General features: G+C 47.7%; 13 protein-coding genes and 2 rRNA genes (1 of these 15 only partly in view). 5 read left to right on the plus strand and 10 right to left on the minus strand.

Annotated features, from left to right (window positions below; genetic code table 11):
* The 5 genes from PJI16_04790 to PJI16_04810 form a co-directional block, all read left to right on the plus strand.
* Positions 1-2314, plus strand: a 23S ribosomal RNA gene (locus PJI16_04790) (it extends 696 nt beyond the left edge of the window).
* 98 nt (positions 2315-2412) lie between these two features.
* A 5S ribosomal RNA gene (gene rrf / locus PJI16_04795) occupies positions 2413-2529 on the plus strand.
* A gap of 193 nt (positions 2530-2722) precedes the next feature.
* Positions 2723-2869, plus strand: coding sequence for a hypothetical protein (locus PJI16_04800; protein MDT3776875.1), 147 nt, complete (start codon positions 2723-2725; stop codon positions 2867-2869).
* A gap of 796 nt (positions 2870-3665) precedes the next feature.
* The gene (gene hemL / locus PJI16_04805; protein MDT3776876.1) at positions 3666-4952 is read left to right on the plus strand and encodes a glutamate-1-semialdehyde 2,1-aminomutase; all 1287 of its coding nucleotides are present in this window, start codon (positions 3666-3668) and stop codon (positions 4950-4952) included.
* A 336-nt stretch (positions 4953-5288) separates the two neighbouring features.
* Positions 5289-6797, plus strand: coding sequence for an aldehyde dehydrogenase family protein (locus PJI16_04810; GenBank protein MDT3776877.1), 1509 nt, complete (start codon positions 5289-5291; stop codon positions 6795-6797).
* Positions 6798-7204: 407 nt separating this feature from the next.
* Here the strand turns inward: PJI16_04810 and PJI16_04815 are convergent, their stop codons facing one another.
* From PJI16_04815 to PJI16_04860, 10 genes are all read right to left on the minus strand, one after another.
* Complete coding sequence (locus PJI16_04815) at positions 7205-7441, minus strand: hypothetical protein (protein ID MDT3776878.1); 237 nt, start codon at positions 7439-7441, stop codon at positions 7205-7207.
* Positions 7442-7796: 355 nt separating this feature from the next.
* On the minus strand, positions 7797-8600 hold the full coding sequence (gene dapB, locus PJI16_04820) for a 4-hydroxy-tetrahydrodipicolinate reductase (protein MDT3776879.1): 804 nt from the start codon (positions 8598-8600) through the stop codon (positions 7797-7799).
* A 13-nt stretch (positions 8601-8613) separates the two neighbouring features.
* A complete protein-coding gene (gene dapA, locus PJI16_04825) occupies positions 8614-9486 on the minus strand; it encodes a 4-hydroxy-tetrahydrodipicolinate synthase (GenBank protein MDT3776880.1) in 873 nt (290 codons plus the stop codon).
* A gap of 97 nt (positions 9487-9583) precedes the next feature.
* Complete coding sequence (lysA, locus tag PJI16_04830) at positions 9584-10846, minus strand: diaminopimelate decarboxylase (protein MDT3776881.1); 1263 nt, start codon at positions 10844-10846, stop codon at positions 9584-9586.
* Positions 10839-12716 carry a radical SAM protein gene (locus PJI16_04835; protein MDT3776882.1) on the minus strand — a complete coding sequence of 626 codons (1878 nt, stop codon included), beginning with the start codon at positions 12714-12716 and terminating at the stop codon, positions 10839-10841. Before PJI16_04835 ends, lysA begins: the two co-directional genes overlap by 8 nt.
* A gap of 87 nt (positions 12717-12803) precedes the next feature.
* A complete protein-coding gene (locus PJI16_04840; GenBank protein ID MDT3776883.1) occupies positions 12804-13055 on the minus strand; it encodes a hypothetical protein in 252 nt (83 codons plus the stop codon).
* On the minus strand, positions 13052-14485 hold the full coding sequence (gene argH / locus PJI16_04845) for an argininosuccinate lyase (GenBank protein MDT3776884.1): 1434 nt from the start codon (positions 14483-14485) through the stop codon (positions 13052-13054). Before argH ends, PJI16_04840 begins: the two co-directional genes overlap by 4 nt.
* Positions 14486-14547: 62 nt before the next feature.
* On the minus strand, positions 14548-15552 hold the full coding sequence (gene argF, locus PJI16_04850; protein ID MDT3776885.1) for an ornithine carbamoyltransferase: 1005 nt from the start codon (positions 15550-15552) through the stop codon (positions 14548-14550).
* A 3-nt stretch (positions 15553-15555) separates the two neighbouring features.
* On the minus strand, positions 15556-16749 hold the full coding sequence (locus tag PJI16_04855) for an acetylornithine transaminase (GenBank protein MDT3776886.1): 1194 nt from the start codon (positions 16747-16749) through the stop codon (positions 15556-15558).
* A gap of 162 nt (positions 16750-16911) precedes the next feature.
* A complete protein-coding gene (locus PJI16_04860; GenBank protein ID MDT3776887.1) occupies positions 16912-17772 on the minus strand; it encodes an acyl-CoA desaturase in 861 nt (286 codons plus the stop codon).
* Between the last annotated feature and the right edge of the window lie 378 nt (positions 17773-18150).

Raw genomic sequence — 18150 nt, forward strand, 5'->3', positions numbered from 1 at the left:
AAGGTTAAGTCGAAAAGGCGGAGCCGTAGCGAAAGCGAGTCTGAATAGGGCGTCCAGTTACGTAGAATAGACCCGAAGCGAGGTGATCTACCCATGGCCAGGGTGAATCCGCTGTAACAGGCGGAGAAGGCCCGAACCGGTGTACGTTGCAAAGTGCTCGGATGAGCTGTGGGTAGGAGTGAAAGGCTAATCAAACCTCGTAATAGCTGGTTCTCCCCGAAATAGCTCTAGGGCTAGCCTCGTATTAACCGTGGCGGAGGTAGAGAACTGGATGGGCTAGGGGTGTTCCCACACTACCGAACCCAACCAAACTCCGAATGCCGCTACTGGATATACGGGAGTCAGACTATGGGTGCTAAGGTCCGTGGTCAAAAGGGAAACAGCCCAGACCGCCAGCTAAGGTCCCTAATGTAAGCTAAGTGGGAAAGGTTGTGGAAGCGCTCAGACAGCCAGGAGGTTGGCTTAGAAGCAGCCATCCTTTAAAGAGTGCGTAATAGCTCACTGGTCGAGTGAATCTGCGCCGAAAATATAACGGGGCTCAAGCTTACAACCGAAGCTGCGGATTTTTATCGAAAGATAGAAGTGGTAGGGGAGCATTCTCTAGGAGTTGAAGGTTGACCGACAAGGACAGCTGGATTCTAGAGAAGAGATTATGCCGGCATAAGTAGCGATAAACGATGTGAGAATCATCGTCCCCGAAAACCTAAGGTTTCCTGGTCAATGTTCGTCAGATCAGGGTTAGTCGGGTCCTAAGGCGAGGCCGAAAGGCGTAGTCGATGGAAAACAGGTTAATATTCCTGTACCGCCGTAATCGCGTTATCAACTAAGGGGGGACGCAGGGGGGTAGGTGCCGCCGGGTTCCTGGAATACCCGGTCCAAGCAAGTAGGTGGGGCCTGTAGGTAAATCCGCGGGCCTATTAACACTGAGATGTGATGGGGAGGCCGTAAGGCCATAAACGGACTGATCCCGAACTGCCGAGAAAATCCTCGTAGTGAGTTATTATGGTGTCCGTACCGCAAACCGACACAGGTAGGTAGGTGTAATACACTAAGGGGCGTGAGAGAACTCTCCCTAAGGAACTATGCAATTTAGCCCCGTAACTTCGGGAAAAGGGGTGCCTCGATTAGGTGAGATGATTTACTTATCAAGCCGAACGAGGTCGCAGTAAAATGGCTCTAGCGACTGTTTACCAAAAACACAGGACTCTGCTAACTCGTAAGAGGAAGTATAGGGTCTGATGCCTGCCCGGTGCTGGAAGGTTAACTGGAGGGGTTAGCCGCAAGGCGAAGCTCCGAATGGAAGCCCCAGTAAACGGCGGCCGTAACTATAACGGTCCTAAGGTAGCGAAATTCCTTGTCGGGTAAGTTCCGACCTGCATGAATGGCATAACGACTGGAGCGCTGTCTCGGGGAGAGACTCAGCGAACTTGTTGTTCCGGTGAAGAAGCCGGGTGCCCGCAACTAGACGGAAAGACCCTGTGCACCTTCACTACAACTTGACATTGGGTGTTGGGCGAGTATGTGTAGGATAGGTGGGAGGCTATGAAACGGGAGCGCTAGCTTTCGTGGAGCCAACCTTGAAATACCACCCTTGCTTTTCTGACATTCTAACTTGGCCCTGTCATCCAGGGTGAGGACATTGTCTGGTGGGTAGTTTGACTGGGGCGGTCGCCTCCCAAAAGGTAACGGAGGCGCCCAAAGGTTCCCTCAGGCTGGTCGGCAATCAGCCATTGAGTGTAAAGGCAAAAGGGAGCTTGACTGTAAGAGCGACAGCTCAAACAGGGACGAAAGTCGGGCTTAGTGATCCGGTGGTTCTGCGTGGAAGGGCCATCGCTCAACGGATAAAAGGTACGCCGGGGATAACAGGCTGATTTCCCCCAAGAGTTCACATCGACGGGGAAGTTTGGCACCTCGATGTCGACTCATCGCATCCTGGGGCTGAAGCCGGTCCCAAGGGTCGGGCTGTTCGCCCGTTAAAGCGGTACGAGAGTTGGGTTCAGAACGTCGTGAGACAGTTCGGTCCCTATCTGTTGTGGGCGGAGGTGATTTGAGAGGGCCTGTCTCTAGTACGAGAGGACTGAGATGGACGGACCGCTAGTGTGCCGGTTGTCGCGCCAGCGGCAGTGCCGGGTAGCTATGTCCGGTTTAGATAACCGCTGAAAGCATCTAAGCGGGAAGCTAGCCTCAAGATTAGATCACACGGAGGGTAACCTCCCTAAAGGCCACTTGTAGACTACGAGTTTGATAGGCTGGGTGTGGAAGGGCTGTGAGGCCTGAAGCTAACCAGTACTAATCGGCCGTGCGACTTAACAACATTTGTTCTTGATAGACATGGTCTAGGTGAATATATGAGTTAATCTTTAAAAATAAGATAATAATTTTAAAGTTAAACATAAAATTCACGAAAATTTTCTCGGTGACCTTACCGGAGGGGTCCCACCCGTTCCCATTTCGAACACGGAAGTTAAGCCCTCCAGGGCCGATGATACTGCAGCCGTGAGGCTGTGGGAAAGTAGGTCGTTGCCGAGATTTAATTAGGAAAAGCCCAGAGATTAAATATCTCTGGGCTTTTCTTGTTCAAGGAATGTTCGTTAAATTTAACACTCTTGATAAGCACATTGTGGGCGATGTATCGCATCATACATGGTGCTAAAAATAGGTATGGTACCTGGAACTTTTCCTCCCACAAGTTCGTTTCTTACAGAACTAAGTGGACTTACTAATGAAAATGTTATTGAGTGCGCTTGAAGAAATTGCTGACCAAAAAAAAGAAGATTTACCACTTTTGAGTCCAAGTAGTACAAAGGGGATAAATTTAATATTAGGTGTTGAATGCCTTGATTTTGTAATTGTTCCAGCCGTTGAATAAATTGATTCGTGTCTTCTTCATCAAATCTTCCAAAACAATCAACAATTGTTATTTCATTCTTCCTTCGTTGTTCACAATACATCAGTGCATCCCAATATGTTCAAGAATTGTTACCACTAATATAAATTTTTCGGTTAAAAGTTTAAAAAATAAATAGGTAAAAAATTCTCTTTTTATTAATGAGAATAGTTTGGACTTTTAGGGGGTCTATTTTGACACTTTTTTTGGAACGAATTTATGTTTTCTCGTATGTATTGGGAGCATATTCTCGTTAAATCATTTATGAGGATTTTATTCTGAACAAATACCTAATTTATTTTGAATTGGAGTTTGCTAGATTATTAGAGCTTTAGTGTTGAAACTTTTGAAGTGCTATCCTGTTGGGGTTAAGAAAGAGAAAATTGGGTGCATTTGGAGAATCAGTATTTGAGGGATTTTTTTTATGGGAATTAAGTGGGATCTTTTGGTGGTATTCCCTATATTGTTGGAAATTTCCTGTATTAATCAGATGAAATTATTTGGAAGTGTTTAGGGCCTTACGGGATCCGCCGTTTCCCAAAAAATATATAGTTGGGCTTTGGAGATCCGGTAAAAATTAGAGTGAGATTAAAGGAAATTTATATTGAAGTATTTTAATTAATTTAGGGAAATTTTGATTTTTCATATAATTCGGACGTATTTCCTGAAGGACTGGGCTGGGACTGCTTATTGAGAATTTGGTGGTGCATTTCCTTTTGTGATAACAATTGCCAAATTGGGACATTAAATTACTTTGAAACATTGGAGGAGTGTGTCTGTGAAAACAACAAGGTCTCGGGCATTATTTCAACGTGCTAATTCCTATATTCCCGGTGGTGTCAATAGTCCCGTCAGAGCATTCCGCTCGGTCGGAGGAGATCCTTTATTCATCAAGGAAGCTAAGGGGATTTTGCTAGAAGATGTGGATGGCAATAAATTTTTGGATTATGTTTTATCTTGGGGACCTATGATTCTCGGTCATGCTCATTCTCAGGTGTTAAAGGCTGTCATCAGCGCTACCAAACGCGGGACAAGCTATGGGGCGCCCTGCGAGGGAGAAGTGGATTTAGCCAGGCAAATTGCCAAGATGGTTCCTTCGATTGAACAAGTTCGTCTCGTTAATTCAGGAACGGAAGCTGTTATGAGCGCCATCCGTTTAGCGAGGGCATACACTAAGCGTGACTCCATTTTGAAATTCGATGGCTGCTATCATGGTCATGCCGACCATTTGCTTGTAAAAGCTGGATCGGGAGTGGCTACCCTAGGGATCCCAGATAGCCCTGGTGTACCAGAATCGTTTGCCCGTCATACCTTGACTGCGCCCTATAACGATATTAAAGCTACCGAAAGACTCATACATAAACATGCCAACAATTTGGGCGCCATTATCGTGGAGCCTATTGCAGGGAATATGGGGGTGATTCCTCCATCGGATGAATTTCTGCCCTGGCTCAGAATGATCACCAAAAAGTACGAGATTCTCTTGATTTTTGATGAAGTCATTACCGGATTTAGAGTGAATGCCGGTGGAGCGCAAGCCCTCTATAAAGTCATTCCAGATCTCACGATTTTGGGGAAAATCATCGGTGGGGGCTTACCCATTGGAGCGTATGGAGGGTCCAGGGACATTATGCAAATGATTGCCCCGGCGGGACCAGTGTATCAGGCCGGAACTCTCTCCGGAAATCCAGTGGCCGTGGCTGCTGGACTAGAGACTATCCGACTCCTTCAAAGCCCTGGTGTCTATAAAGATTTAGAAAAAAGATCCAAGGAACTGGCTGAAGGCTTGGGTGAAGCGGCAAAGCAAGCAAAAATTTCCTACTATCAAACACGGGTCGGATCAATGTTGGGTGGATTTTTTTCGGGAGGACCTGTCAACGACTACGCGGGAGCCAAAAAATCAGATACCGTGAGATATGCTAAGTTTTTCAATGGAATGCTTAATCATGGAATTTATTTGGCTCCCTCTCAATTTGAAGCCATGTTACTTTCAACGGCTCATACCAAAAAGCACATTCAACAGACAATTGCTGCGGCACAAAAGGTCTTTCCAACCCTCCGATAACCCCTTTGTTTTTGAAAAGCCCTGTTCTGGATTGGCATTTGGATAGGCCAATCCAGATAACCCCATAGTTTCCCAACTTGCCTTTGAACAGGATAACCGAGCCAGGGCTTTTATCTATTGTCCTGATTGCAGATCCAGGGGCAATTGTAGTGGTCAAGTATTTATGGAACCGAACAAAATTTGCGTTAGAAATTGCGGCGTCGTCATAATAAGAGATAATGGGGAGCCAGCGACAATATTAGATTGGCTACTCATTTAGGTTTTTAAGCCAATTCATAGCCCTAAGTCTTGAAATCTGCCCCAGGTGAATTTCTTTTGGAGAAAGGGAGGTACCCGATGAGTATGGCGACTTCAACCGAACAACTTCATCCTGATGTACAATCTTTTGTGTCCCACCCACGAAAAATGCTGATCAATGGCCAGTGGGCGGACGCTCGATCAGGCAAAACATTTTCCACGTTTAATCCTGCAACGGGTGAAGTCATAGCGGAGGTGGCGGAAGGCGATAAGCCAGATATTGATTTAGCTGTGCGAGCGGCGAGAAATGCATTCGAACAAGGCCCTTGGCGAAAAATGACGCCTTCTGATCGCGGCAAACTCCTTTGGAGGTTGGGGGACCTTCTGGAATCGAATCTGGAAGAGTTTGCCCAGTTAGAGTCTCTTGATAACGGCAAGCCGTTAACCATTGCGCGAGCAGCTGACGTCCCGTTGGCTGTCGATTTATTTAGATATATGGCGGGATGGTCAACAAAAATTGAGGGCAATTCCATTCCCATTTCAGTTCCCTACATGCGTGGGTCTCAATTCCTGGCCTACACCCTTCGTGAGCCGGTTGGAGTTGTCGGGCAAATCATTCCCTGGAATTTTCCTCTATTGATGGCGGCATGGAAGCTCGGCCCGGCTTTGGCCGTGGGATGCACCATTGTGATGAAACCGGCTGAACAAACTCCTTTGTCAGCGCTGCGGTTGGGAGAATTGTTTCTGGAGGCAGGGTTTCCCGAAGGAGTCGTGAACGTTGTTCCCGGCTATGGTGAAACCGCAGGTGCGGCCTTAGCTGCACATCCTGATGTGGATAAAATTGCGTTTACCGGATCGACCGAAGTCGGCAAACTTATTGTGAATGCCGCGACAGGAAATCTTAAAAAAGTCACGTTGGAACTCGGTGGCAAATCACCAAGTGTCGTCTTGCCGGACGCTGACCTGGAAATTGGAATACCTGGAGTCGCGAGTGCGATTTTCTTTAATCATGGGCAATGTTGCGCCGCAGGCTCACGGTTGTATGTGGAAAAAGGCATTTTTGATAAGGTCGTGGCAGGGGTTGCCGATCAAGCCAAACAAATTAAGATAGGCTCGGGATTAGATCTCACCACTCAAATGGGACCGTTGGTTTCTGATGAACAGCAACACCGTGTCCTGGGATATTTGGAGTCGGGATTTGCCGAAGGAGCTCAAGCGGTTGCGGGTGGAAAACGGTTTGGAGACAAAGGGTACTTTGTTGAACCGACTGTCTTGGTCAATACCAAATCAACCATGAAGGTTATTCAGGAAGAAATTTTTGGCCCTGTGGTTTGTGCTGAACCCTTCACAAATGTGGAAGATGTCATCGCCAAGGCCAATGATAATATCTATGGATTGGCGGCATCGGTATGGACTAAAGATTTGAGTAAGGGGCATCGCATTGCCGCACAATTGCGGGCCGGAACGGTTTGGATTAACTGTCATAACGTTTTTGATGCGTCACTTCCTTTTGGTGGGTACAAACAATCCGGCTGGGGACGCGAAATGGGCCACGAGGCCTTGAATCTCTATACGGAAGTGAAATCCGTCTGTGCCAAACTTGCATAAGAAATGACTATTTAATCCGTTTAAATTTCAGGCGAGTATATCCAAAAACGTTTGAGAAATATTCCATTTGCAGAATTGCGATTGATGAGGGGGTGAATTAAAGCGGGAAGATTCGTTTGTTCCTGGATCGCCCCAGGAAAAGACAAATGGAGGAGCGGAAAGTGCTAATAAGTATTTGAGAAGGGATTTGAGCCCTCCTCATCTCTTGGAACCTATCGATTGCTTTCTCAGGACGTCCATTCATGGCCAAGAGCCATTGAGAACTTTTCTGTGACAAATGAAGAAAAATAAAAAATGGTAAATTACGACAATCGGCTTTGTTTATGCTCTCCGCTGTTTCACAGCGTGCATTGGTTGGATGTGCTTGGAAAGAAATGAGTCACCAATACGGAGGAGAGTAGTTCGCTCTATTCATCATCGTCATCTTCGTCTGCGGCGTCGATAGCCTCTTGGCGCATCTGTTCCTCCATGGCATTGTGGATGAGCATCCTCATGAACATGGAAATTACCGAGCCTTTTTCAAGAGTCCCGCCTGGAGGAATTGCGATTTTACCTTCCTCAACCATTCTGTCTAACCATTTCTTCTGATCCGGGGTCACATGAATCGGAATTTCCAATAGGGGAATCTTTCCAAACATATCCATGAAAACAGTCTCCTTATGATTCAATAAGTCTGATGAAATGGCTCACTCGTCTTCCCTGGGTATCCAACGCTCTTAGAGCATTCAAGAGAGTGGCGTTGAGAATTCATATCGTTCGCAAGCCTTCCTCGATAAGACCATGTGCTCTCTGACTTTGTCAATGAAAGAGTCGGGTATCGTCAGTTTAGGGCAAGCTCTTTAGGCTTGGATGAGCATCGTCTGGTTTATCGACTTGGGGACATTGTGAAAGGTGAGGGGACAAACGCTATTGTTGTTGAAAGAAAATGATGGATAAATAGGACACGGTGATGGCTATCGGATTACCTGCCACCATCACTGAAAAATTAAGAAAGTTGGTTTACTTTAAGCCTAAGACGTCGGCCATGGAATAGAGACCAGGTGGTTTATTGGCCACCCATTCTGCTGCGCGGAGGGCGCCTTGGGCAAAGGTATCGCGGGTGTGGGCCCTGTGGGTGATTTCAATGCGTTCGCCTGGTCCACCCAATAAAATGGTGTGGTCGCCAACGATATCCCCTGCGCGGATGGTTTGCATCCCAATTTCACGGGTTTGGCGTTCGCCGGTGATGCCATGCCGTGTATAGACGCCTACTTCTTGTAAATCCCATTCCATTCCTTCCGCTAAAGCCTCAGCGAGTTTCAGCGCGGTTCCGCTGGGGGCGTCCTTTTTTTTGTTGTGATGGGCTTCGATCACTTCAATGTTGTATTGCTCTCCTAAGGACCTGGCGATTTTCCCGACCGTGCCGAGGAGCACATTAATGCCTACACTCATGTTGGGGGAGAACACACAGGGGATTTTGACAGCAAGCATTTTGAGTTTGGCCAATTCTTGTTCAGAAAAACCTGTGGTTCCAATGACCATGGATTTGGCGGCATTGACAATGTGTTGGAGATTGACCAGGCAAGATGAAGGAGCCGTGAAGTCGACGACCACATCTCCTTGAGAGAGGCAGGCCTGTAAATCATCGGTGATCGGGATATTGATTCGTCCAATTTGAGAGACTTCGCCTGCATCTTTCCCAATAGCTGGATGTCCTTTTACTTCGACGGCGCCGGCAAGTTGGAGTCCAGGGGAGTCTTGAGTCAATGCGATTAACCTCGTGCCCATTCGGCCGGCCGCGCCGGTAATGATTGTTCGAGTCATGTGTTCTATTTCCTCAGAGCACTCCGGCTTGTTTTAAGGCTTCCTGGAGTGCTGGTCGAAATTCAGGGGAAAGCGGGGTAAGCGGCAGTCGAACCTCTTCTGACATGATTCCCATCATGGCTAGGGCCGCTTTCACTGGGATTGGATTCGTCTCCAAAAATAATGACCCAAATAAGGGAGAGAGTTTGAAGTGCAGAGCCCTAGCTGTTTCGTAGTCACCTTTTAGTGCTGCATTGACCATGTTGGCCATAGCGGTGGGGGCAACGTTCGCGGTGACGGTGATCACGCCTTTTCCGCCCAGGACCATCATGGGGAGTGTCAAGGGATCATCGCCGGAAAGCACAAGGAAGTCAGGGCGGGATCGTTGTATGATTTCGGATACTTGTTGGAGCGATCCACTGCCTTCTTTGATGCCTATAATATTTGGGATCTCTGACAGACGGCTCACCGTGGCCGGCAACATATTGATGCTGGTCCTCCCTGGAATATTATAGAGGACTTGGGGAAAGTCCACGGCTTTGGCAATAGCGGAAAAATGACGATAGAGTCCTTCCTGTGGAGGTTTATTGTAATACGGAGTGATGAGCAATGCCGCATCGGCACCGACGGCTTTTGCATGCTTGGTAAAGGTAATCGCTTCATCGGTTGAGTTTGAGCCTGTTCCCGCAATGACAGGAACCCGCTTATTGACTACTTCGACGGTGACCGACACGACCCGTTCATGCTCTTCAGGAGTTAACGTGGCTGATTCACCCGTTGTCCCACAAGGCACAATGCCATGAGTTCCTGAAGCAATTTGAGTTTCTATGAGGTCGGCCATGGCCTTTTCATCAAATTTTCCCTTCGAAAATGGGGTGACAATGGCGACTATGGAACCACTGAACATAATGATTGCCTCAATATCTGGTGTAGTGAATTTGGTGTTCTTTAACTAGAAAAACCAAGAGCGCTTTGGGGAATCAACATAAAATGAGTTCGAAAAATTAATTCGAGAAGGCATCTGAAATGGACTCACCCCGGATCAGGTCCTCGTAGCTTTCTCGTTTTCGAATGACCGTGATCTCCTTTCCTTTTACGAGTATCTCGGGAACGCGCGGACGGGAATTGTAATTTGAAGCCATCGTGAAACCATACGCTCCTGCACTCATGACGGCAAGGAGATCTCCTGGTTGAGATTGGTGCATTTTTCGATCTTTTGCTAAAAAGTCTCCTGATTCGCAAATGGGTCCCACGACATCAACGGTGTTGACCACGGACGACTCTTTCTTTAAGACCGGCTGAATATCGTGGTGGGCATCATATAAGCTTGGTCGTAGGAGATCATTCATCGCGGCATCGACAATGACGAAATGCTTGTCCGCGCTTTCTTTGTTGTACAATACCTTGGTCACCAATATGCCCGCGTTCCCTACGATGGATCGACCCGGCTCCATAATGATTTTGCATGAAACGGATTGAAGCAACGGGGAAATGGCCGCAGCCAGTTCTTTTGGATGAGGAGGAGTTTCGTCCGAGTAGGTAATGCCCAGTCCCCCGCCTATGTTGAGGTATTGAATCTGAAGGCCTTTAGCTTGGAGCGTCTGAATTAAAACAATAGCCTTTTTTAAGGCATCTACAAATGGGGTGATCTGTGTTAATTGTGAGCCAATGTGTGAGTGCACACCGACGACCTCAATATGAGGAAGGCTTTCTGCTGCGTCAAATTCGGCAAGAGCCCGGTCTGCCCCAATCCCAAATTTACTTTTCTTTAGCCCGGTAGAAATATACGGATGGGTTTGGGGATCAATATCCGGATTGATTCGCAAGGCCACTTTGGCGCGCACCCCCATGGAGCCGGCCACTTCATTGATCTGTTGCAGTTCACCAGGAGATTCAACATTGAACATCAGAATTTCCGATTGCAATGCATATCGAATTTCCTCCTTAGATTTCCCGACCCCGGCAAAGACGATTTTGTTTGGTGCCATTCCGGCTGTTAATGCGCGAAAGAGTTCTCCTCCCGACACGATGTCTGCGCCACTCCCTTCCTTAGCAAGAAGTCGCAGAACGGTTAAGTTCGAATTCGATTTCATGGCAAAGGCTACGATATGTGGAATAGCCTTAAAAGCCTGATCGAACGCCTGAAAATGACGAATTAAAGTTCGGTGACTATAAATGTAACATGGAGTGCCGACCTGTTCAGTAATTTGTCGAATAGGGGCCTCTTCACAAAATAATTCGTCCCCTTGGTAGTGAAAATCATGCATGCTGGATATCCTCATCAAATAAGTCAAAATGATCGAGAGCGATTTCTGAAACAATTGCTTGAAAGGCTTTTGTTAAATTTCGATACCGTAACTTTGTGTGGGGGAGGATGGCCTGGAGAATTTCTCCATCCAATAATGTGAAAATAGCTTTTGGGGTCGCTTGTTTTAGGTTCTCAAAGTTAACCACGATATCCATTTTTGCTGCCCGCCCAGCCTGTTGAATCCGTTTTAGTAGTTCCTTGGCGTTCAGGTGGTCTAGGGTTCCCTCCAGGTCAATGAGCAAGGCGGCAAAGGCATCGTGCCGACGAGCTTTCATTTTCAGGTAAAGCTCCTGGGGTTTGGGGTCAGGAGAGGGTTGGGGGTGGAGAGCGTTAGGAATGAGTTGCTGGGTTTCGGAGGTTGGCAGTTTGACTTGCAGGCTTTTTAAGACCTTAGCCAAAGGGGAAAGCGAGCCTTTGGGTGTGGTGCGGTATATCAATTTTCGAAATTCCCAATTCATTTCAAGCCTGGGAATCAGTCGTTGGCGGGTATGCCCCAGGCGATTCCAGATAGAGGACCATGAATAAAACTGGTGGTTGGCCCAGAAAAACCCTTCTTGTAATTGTTCGGCTGTCATGCGCTTGGGTGTGAAGACCACATGTTTCCCGTCATATTTGGACCAGTCTTGATCAATGAGCCGGTCTTCCTGTTTGAAGCGTTCAAACAGGGCCGTACCGGGAAGGGGTGTCAAAACATTAAAGTAGGCCAATTCGACTTTGTTTCGCGTTAAAAATTCCACTGCGGTCTCGAATACGGATTCGTCATCATTATCAAATCCAAAAACGAGCCCGGGGTTCACCATGATGCCGTGGTCATGAAACATTTTAATTTGGTTTTCAAATTTCCTGACCTGATTGAATCCTTTGTTGGTTTCATCAAGTGAATCATCAGACAGCGATTCCATCCCGACAAACACCGATACGCAACCACTATCGGCGGCCAATTTGACCATTTCAGGATCGTCGCCAAGGAAGAGGGTGGATTGGCAGCCCCATTTTATATTGAGAGATTTCAGGGATTGCCATAACTCACGGCAATAGGCTCGATGACTGTTGTGCAGGTCATCAACAAAAGCAACGATCGATCCTTCTTCCAGTCCTACCCAAATTTTCAGGGAAGTCGTTAAGGCATGGAACAGTGATCCGTGAGTCATCCGTTCGACAATGTCTGAACGCAGCCACTCTTTGGCTCGCTTCAGCTCTTCGATGACTTCGGGAACGGGTCGGCGTCGAGTGGTTTTGCCATTAAATGGGGAAACACTGCAAAATTCGCAATCAAAATGACATCCTCGCGTCGTGAAGGTACATAGCCTGGTCATATAAGAATCAGGGCTGAGCAATTCAATACGCGGTGGTTTGTAGTGACTCAAGGTTGGAAATTGTTCCATCCGATAGATTCGTTTCAAGGCCCCGGCTTCGATGTCCGTGATGACTTGAGGCCAAAGGTCTTCGGCTTCCCCGCAGATAATAGCATCACAATGACGAAGGGCTTCATCTGGGCAATAGGTGGGATGGACCCCTCCGAGAATGACCGGTTTCCGACGTCGACGAAATTCATCGGCGATTTCATAAGCCCTCGGGGCATAACACGTCATGATGGATATTCCAACCACATCACAGGGAGTCTCAAAATTGATATCCATAACGGCTTCGTCCACGATTTCGACATTCCATGTTGTCGGAGTATAGGCTGCAATCGCTGGTAGGCTGAGCTTCGGAAACCAGATCGACCGGCGTTCGCTTGCGCTCATGCGATAGGGATTATTTCGTGGATAGGGATCAAGCAACAGAAGTTTGGGCCGAATTTCACTGTGAGTGAGAGGGGTATCCATTATTTTTATCCTCCACAAACAGATGGATAAGCTGTGGGGGGATTCTATTCTACTCTGCGAGGTTCTTCCTGAACAAATCCCTGCATATTATCGGGTATCGATAGGATACACGGTGGGTAATTCAACTGCCTCCTCCAGCGGTACATTCGAGGGGTCTTCGTCAATGCCTCCCTCTATTCTGGCCTGCTCTCGCTGTTGTTCGAGTATCTTCGCTTCAATGCCAACCTTTTCAGGAGGAATGGGAGGGCCGACCGCCCCGCAACCTATTGGGGAAAAGAGCAGGACCAGCATGCAAAAAGGGAGGAAATACTGGGTAGAAGTCCTAAAAATATGACTCATGCCGTTCGTGGTTGTTTCATGGAGCGTTTCATTTCGGCCTGTAATGATTTCTTCCAACCATTGATCTGTTTTGTGACTTGGGCCGTAGCGGTACCACCTATAATGTTTTTACTGTTAATTGCCGCTTCGGGAGTTAAAACTTGAAAGGCCTTGGCATCAAAAGACGATGAGGCGTTCACTAGATCCTGCTGCGTGAGTTGCCCTAAATCCTTCCCTTTAGCTAAACACTCCCGTACTAGGCTTCCCACCACGTGGTGAGATTCACGGAAAGGCATTCCCTTTTTAACCAAATAGTCCGCCAACTCCGTTGCCAGCAGAAAACCCTCAGACACGGCTTCTTTCATGGAATCAGGTCGTATCGTGAGTTGCGCCAGGAGTTCTGCGTAGATTTTAACTGATGTGGTTACGGTATCTAATGTGTCAAACAATGGTTCTTTATCTTCCTGAAGGTCTCGATTGTAACTGAGTGGCAAGCCTTTTAAGGTGGTCAGGAGGCTGAACAAATGTCCATATACCCGACCAGTTTTTCCACGGATCAGTTCCGGGACATCCGGATTTTTTTTCTGTGGCATCATACTGCTGCCCGTACAAAATCCGTCGGAAATATCCGTGAAGTGGAATTCTTGCGAGGACCATAAAATGAGTTCTTCACTTAGCCGAGAGAGGTGCATCATCACGATGGTGCAAGCGCTGAGCACTTCAATGACGTAATCTCGGTCCGACACGGCATCCAGGCTATTCTGGGTCACGCGAGGGAAATGTAGTAAGGAAGCCGTATAGTGACGGTCGATCGGGTAATTGTTTCCAGCTAATGCGCCGGACCCTAGAGGCATGACGTTAATCCGTACCAAGGCGTCCTGAAGGCGCCCCTTGTCCCGCTCTACCATCTCAACATAGGCCAGGGCATGATGCGAAAAGAGAACGGGCTGAGCCCGCTGTAGATGTGTATAGCCCGGCATCATCACTCCCATATACCGCTCAGCGAGGGTTACGAGGGACTGTTGAAGTAACCGGAGATCATTGCTTAGGTGTTGGAGAGTATCCCGAAGGTAGAGTCGAAGGTCCAGGGTGATCTGATCATTCCGACTCCGGCCGGTGTGCAGTTTTCCCCCAACAGGTCCAATGAGTTCAGTCAGCCGCCGTTCAATGCTCATATGCACATCTTCGTCCTCGGTCTTCCATTGATGCCGACCGGCGCGAATGTCCTCGCGAATGGCCTGGAGCCCTCGAATGATGGTTTGGCATTCTCGCTGTGGCAAGACCTTAGCCCGTTGTAACGTTTTGCAATGGGCGATACTGCCTTCAATATCGTATTCATACAGGCGGCGGTCAACGTGAATCGAGGCCGTGAAGGTTTCCACGAGTTGATGTGTTTGGCCTTGAAATCGCCCTCCCCAGAGTTTTTGATCTCCTGTTTTTTGTGGCGGCATTGGAGAAGGAGGCCCCGCAGAACGGGATCGGTTGCTGGGCAGGGTTATGCCGGCGCGTTTCTTCATGAAGGCGACCTTCCTAACCATTCAAGCAAAATAGCTTTTTGGATGTGTAGGCGGTTTTCGGCTTGGTCGAGAACTACTGATTGTGGGCCGTCCAGCACCTCTTCGGTTATTTCCTCCCCCCGATGGGCTGGCAGGCAATGCATGACCAGCGCATTGGATTTTGCCTCTTTCATCAGCTGACCGTTGACCTGATAGGGGGTCAAAGCGCTCATGCGTGGTTGTTGTTCGTGTTCCTGGCCCATGCTGATCCACACATCTGTGTAAATCACATCAGCGTCCGTTGCTGCGTTTTTAGGATCGTGGGTGATTTCAATCCTGGCACCGGTTTGTTGGCTTTCTATTTTGGCTGCCTCAATGACGCGGGGATCAGGTTCATAGCCTTTTGGGCATCCTACGACCACGTGCATACCTACCTTAGCTCCAATCTCAACAAGGGAGTGCGTGATATTGTTTCCGTCTCCAATATATGCCAGCTTTAAGCCTTTCGCGTGGTCTCTGTGTTCAACAATGGTCAAAAGATCAGCCAAAGCCTGGCAGGGGTGACAATCGTCCGTTAACCCGTTGATAACAGGAATCGAGGTGTGTTGAGCCCATTCTTCTAGGGAGGCTTGGTTGAATGTTCTTACAACGAGTCCATCCAAATATCGTGTTAAGACTTTTGCCGTATCGGCTAAGCTTTCCCCACGACTCAATTGGATTTTTTCGGACGCAAGAAAAATGGCTTGTCCACCCAGTTGATTCATGCCTGCTTCAAACGAAACCCTGGTCCGCGTAGAAGGTTTTTCAAAAATAAGACCAAGCGTTTTGCCCTTCAACGGAAAGGTAGAGCGCCCCTGTCTTCGGGCAGCCTTCAGTTTTTGAGCAAGTGCAATCAAATGGTGAATCGTATCCCGGGGAATGTCGGCCACCGTTAGCAGGTCTTTGGGGAGAGCTGTCGTCTTTTTGCGTGGTGCGACAGTAGTAGATTTTTGAGTACGAGAGGACTGACTTGATGGTGACATGATTTATCGATGTTTAGAAAGAACTTCAGAGAGGACGGACAAGAGCCGGTCAATCTGTGCGTGGCTGATGATTAAGGGAGGCACAAATCTGAGAACTTTTCCCATTGTGCAGTTTATGAGGACCCGTCGCTCCAAGCATTCCAAGACCAGAGGTTTTCCGTCTATGGTTAATTCTAGACCCTGGAGTAGGCCCTTTCCACGGACTTCCTGAATACAGGAGAATTGTTCTTTCAGGGAACTGAGTCCTTTGGCTAAATAGTGACCGGCAGCCTGGCCCTGTTCAAGTTTCCCGCATTCAATAAGGAGTTCTAAGACTTTTAAGGCTACCGCGCAGGCTAAAGGGTTGCCTCCAAACGTGGAGGCATGCGTGCCTGGCTCAAATGCCGCTGCGACGTTGTCGGTGGCCAAACAGGCCCCAATGGGAATGCCTCCCCCTAGCCCCTTAGCTAACGTCATAATGTCAGGTTGAATTTCGAACTGTTCGTAAGCGAATAACGTCCCTGTTCGTCCCATCCCCGTTTGGACTTCATCAAAAATAAGGAGAATTTGTTGCTCGGTGCAGAACTCTCGAAGTTTTTTCAAATAGGAAGGATGAGGAACTATAATCCCACCTTCAGCCTGAATGGGTTCTAACATCACAGCTGCCGTTTGTGGAGTTATGTTGGCTTTCAACGCCTCTAGATCATTGAATGGGGCGTAGCGAAATCCAGGAACAAGCGGTCCGAAGCCTTCTTGTAATTTTGGCTGTCCGGTTGCCGTGAGGCTCGCCAATGTTCGTCCATGAAAAGAGTTGATCATGGTCAGAATTTCAAAGCGTTCCGGACCGAAGGTGTTGTGGGCATACCGTCTGGCTAACTTAATGGCGGCCTCGTTGGCTTCTGTTCCGCTATTGCAAAAAAAGACTTTGTCGGCAAAGGACAGTTCTACCAGCCTTTGGGCCAATTTGGTTTGGGGTTCGGTGTAAAACAGGTTGGAGGTATGAATGAGTTGTCGGGCTTGTCGTGTGATGGTCTCTACCAGATCCTGGTGGGCATGACCTAAAATATTGACGGCAATCCCCGCGAGACAATCGAGATATTCCCTGCCTTCTGCATCATACACGAGGCATCCATTTCCCCGAACAAGTGAAATGGGTAGGCGGGCATAGGTATTCATCAGAAATCTATCCGCATTATCTTGGAGTTCACTTGTAATCATATTGGCAAAAACCCGCGTGAATGCAGGCGAATTTATCACACGACTTCTTCGGTTCGCAATAATGAGCTAGGTGGGAGATTGGTCGGATAACAAAAAGGCAGGAGAAGAGACTCCTTCCCAGAGCCCAATTCAGGTAAAGGAGCCTTTAAATGCTAAATATCGTTACGGCTGGTCAGGAGACTGCCGCCGAAGATCATAGGCTAAGCCCAATCTGCTCAATGTCCATATAAGCCACTTTGAGGGATCAAAATTATACCAGCGAACCCCATTTCGGTAGTCACTTTGATACATATGATGATAGTTGTGATATCCCTCTCCAAATGTGAGTAATGATATCCACCAACTATCCCTGCTCGAATCAGATGTGCCATGGGGTTGATCGCCCCAGATATGGCAAATGGAATTGATGAAAAACGTTGAGTTTAGAACAAAGAAAGTACGTGCAAGCCCAGCCAGCAGAAAACATCCGAGACCGCCAATCCACCCATTGTACAGAAATCCCACTACGAATGGCAGCACCAGTCCAGACAAAAGAATGGGAAGGTAATATTTGTCCTGCCACAAAATCAGAGGGTCCTGAAGAAGGCGTGTGGCATATTTGGGATCACGATTGGGATCCTTCCAGAAAATCCAGCCACAATGGCTGTGCCAAAAGCCCAGTGTGGCGTTATAGGGGTCTTCCTTCTGGTCGCACCGGGCATGGTGCCTAATATGGTCGCTGGCCCATTTTAACGCCGAGTTTTCTAACGCCATACCGCCTGCGATTAAGAATATGGCTTTGATCCAGTTTGGGCACTTGAAGCTCCTATGGGTAATTAACCGATGATAGCCCACTGTAATGCCTAATCCTGTAAATAGGTAAAGCGTGATAAACATGGTCCAGTCTACCCAGGAAAAATCGTAAAAATAGGCATACAAAGGGAGCCCGATGATTGTGGTCAACACAATTGATCCAAACAGAATCATTGTGGGGAAATCTCGTTGTGGAGTTCCGGCTAAGGATGGATCTAACGTTCGTGACATAGCTGACTAAGTCCTCTTATATCTCCAGTCACCAAAGAGAATGTTCCCCATACAAGAGGGAAAATTCAACGGCGAGAGATTTGTTTGTGAAATAAAACCTAGGATTGAAATCTCTTTTACATATACGAAAGTGGGTTGTTGAAACCGACTAACACGGGCCTTGATTTTCCCGTGTAAAAGAGTGGCTTGAGTTTATAATGTAACAATTTAGTCGGGAAGAGGCAATCCCATGGCAGAATTCAATAATGACACTCTTTATGTGTCCAGAATACCAGATGTAATGAAAAAAGCTAGGGGACCCTGTACAAGCCAAGGCCCCCTAAATACTACTGTCTGGTATTTATTTTTGAATTCGCAAACAAAATTGCGGACCAGTGC

Origin of the sequence: Nitrospira sp. MA-1, assembly GCA_032139905.1 — a bacterium.
GTDB lineage: Bacteria > Nitrospirota > Nitrospiria > Nitrospirales > UBA8639 > Nitrospira_E.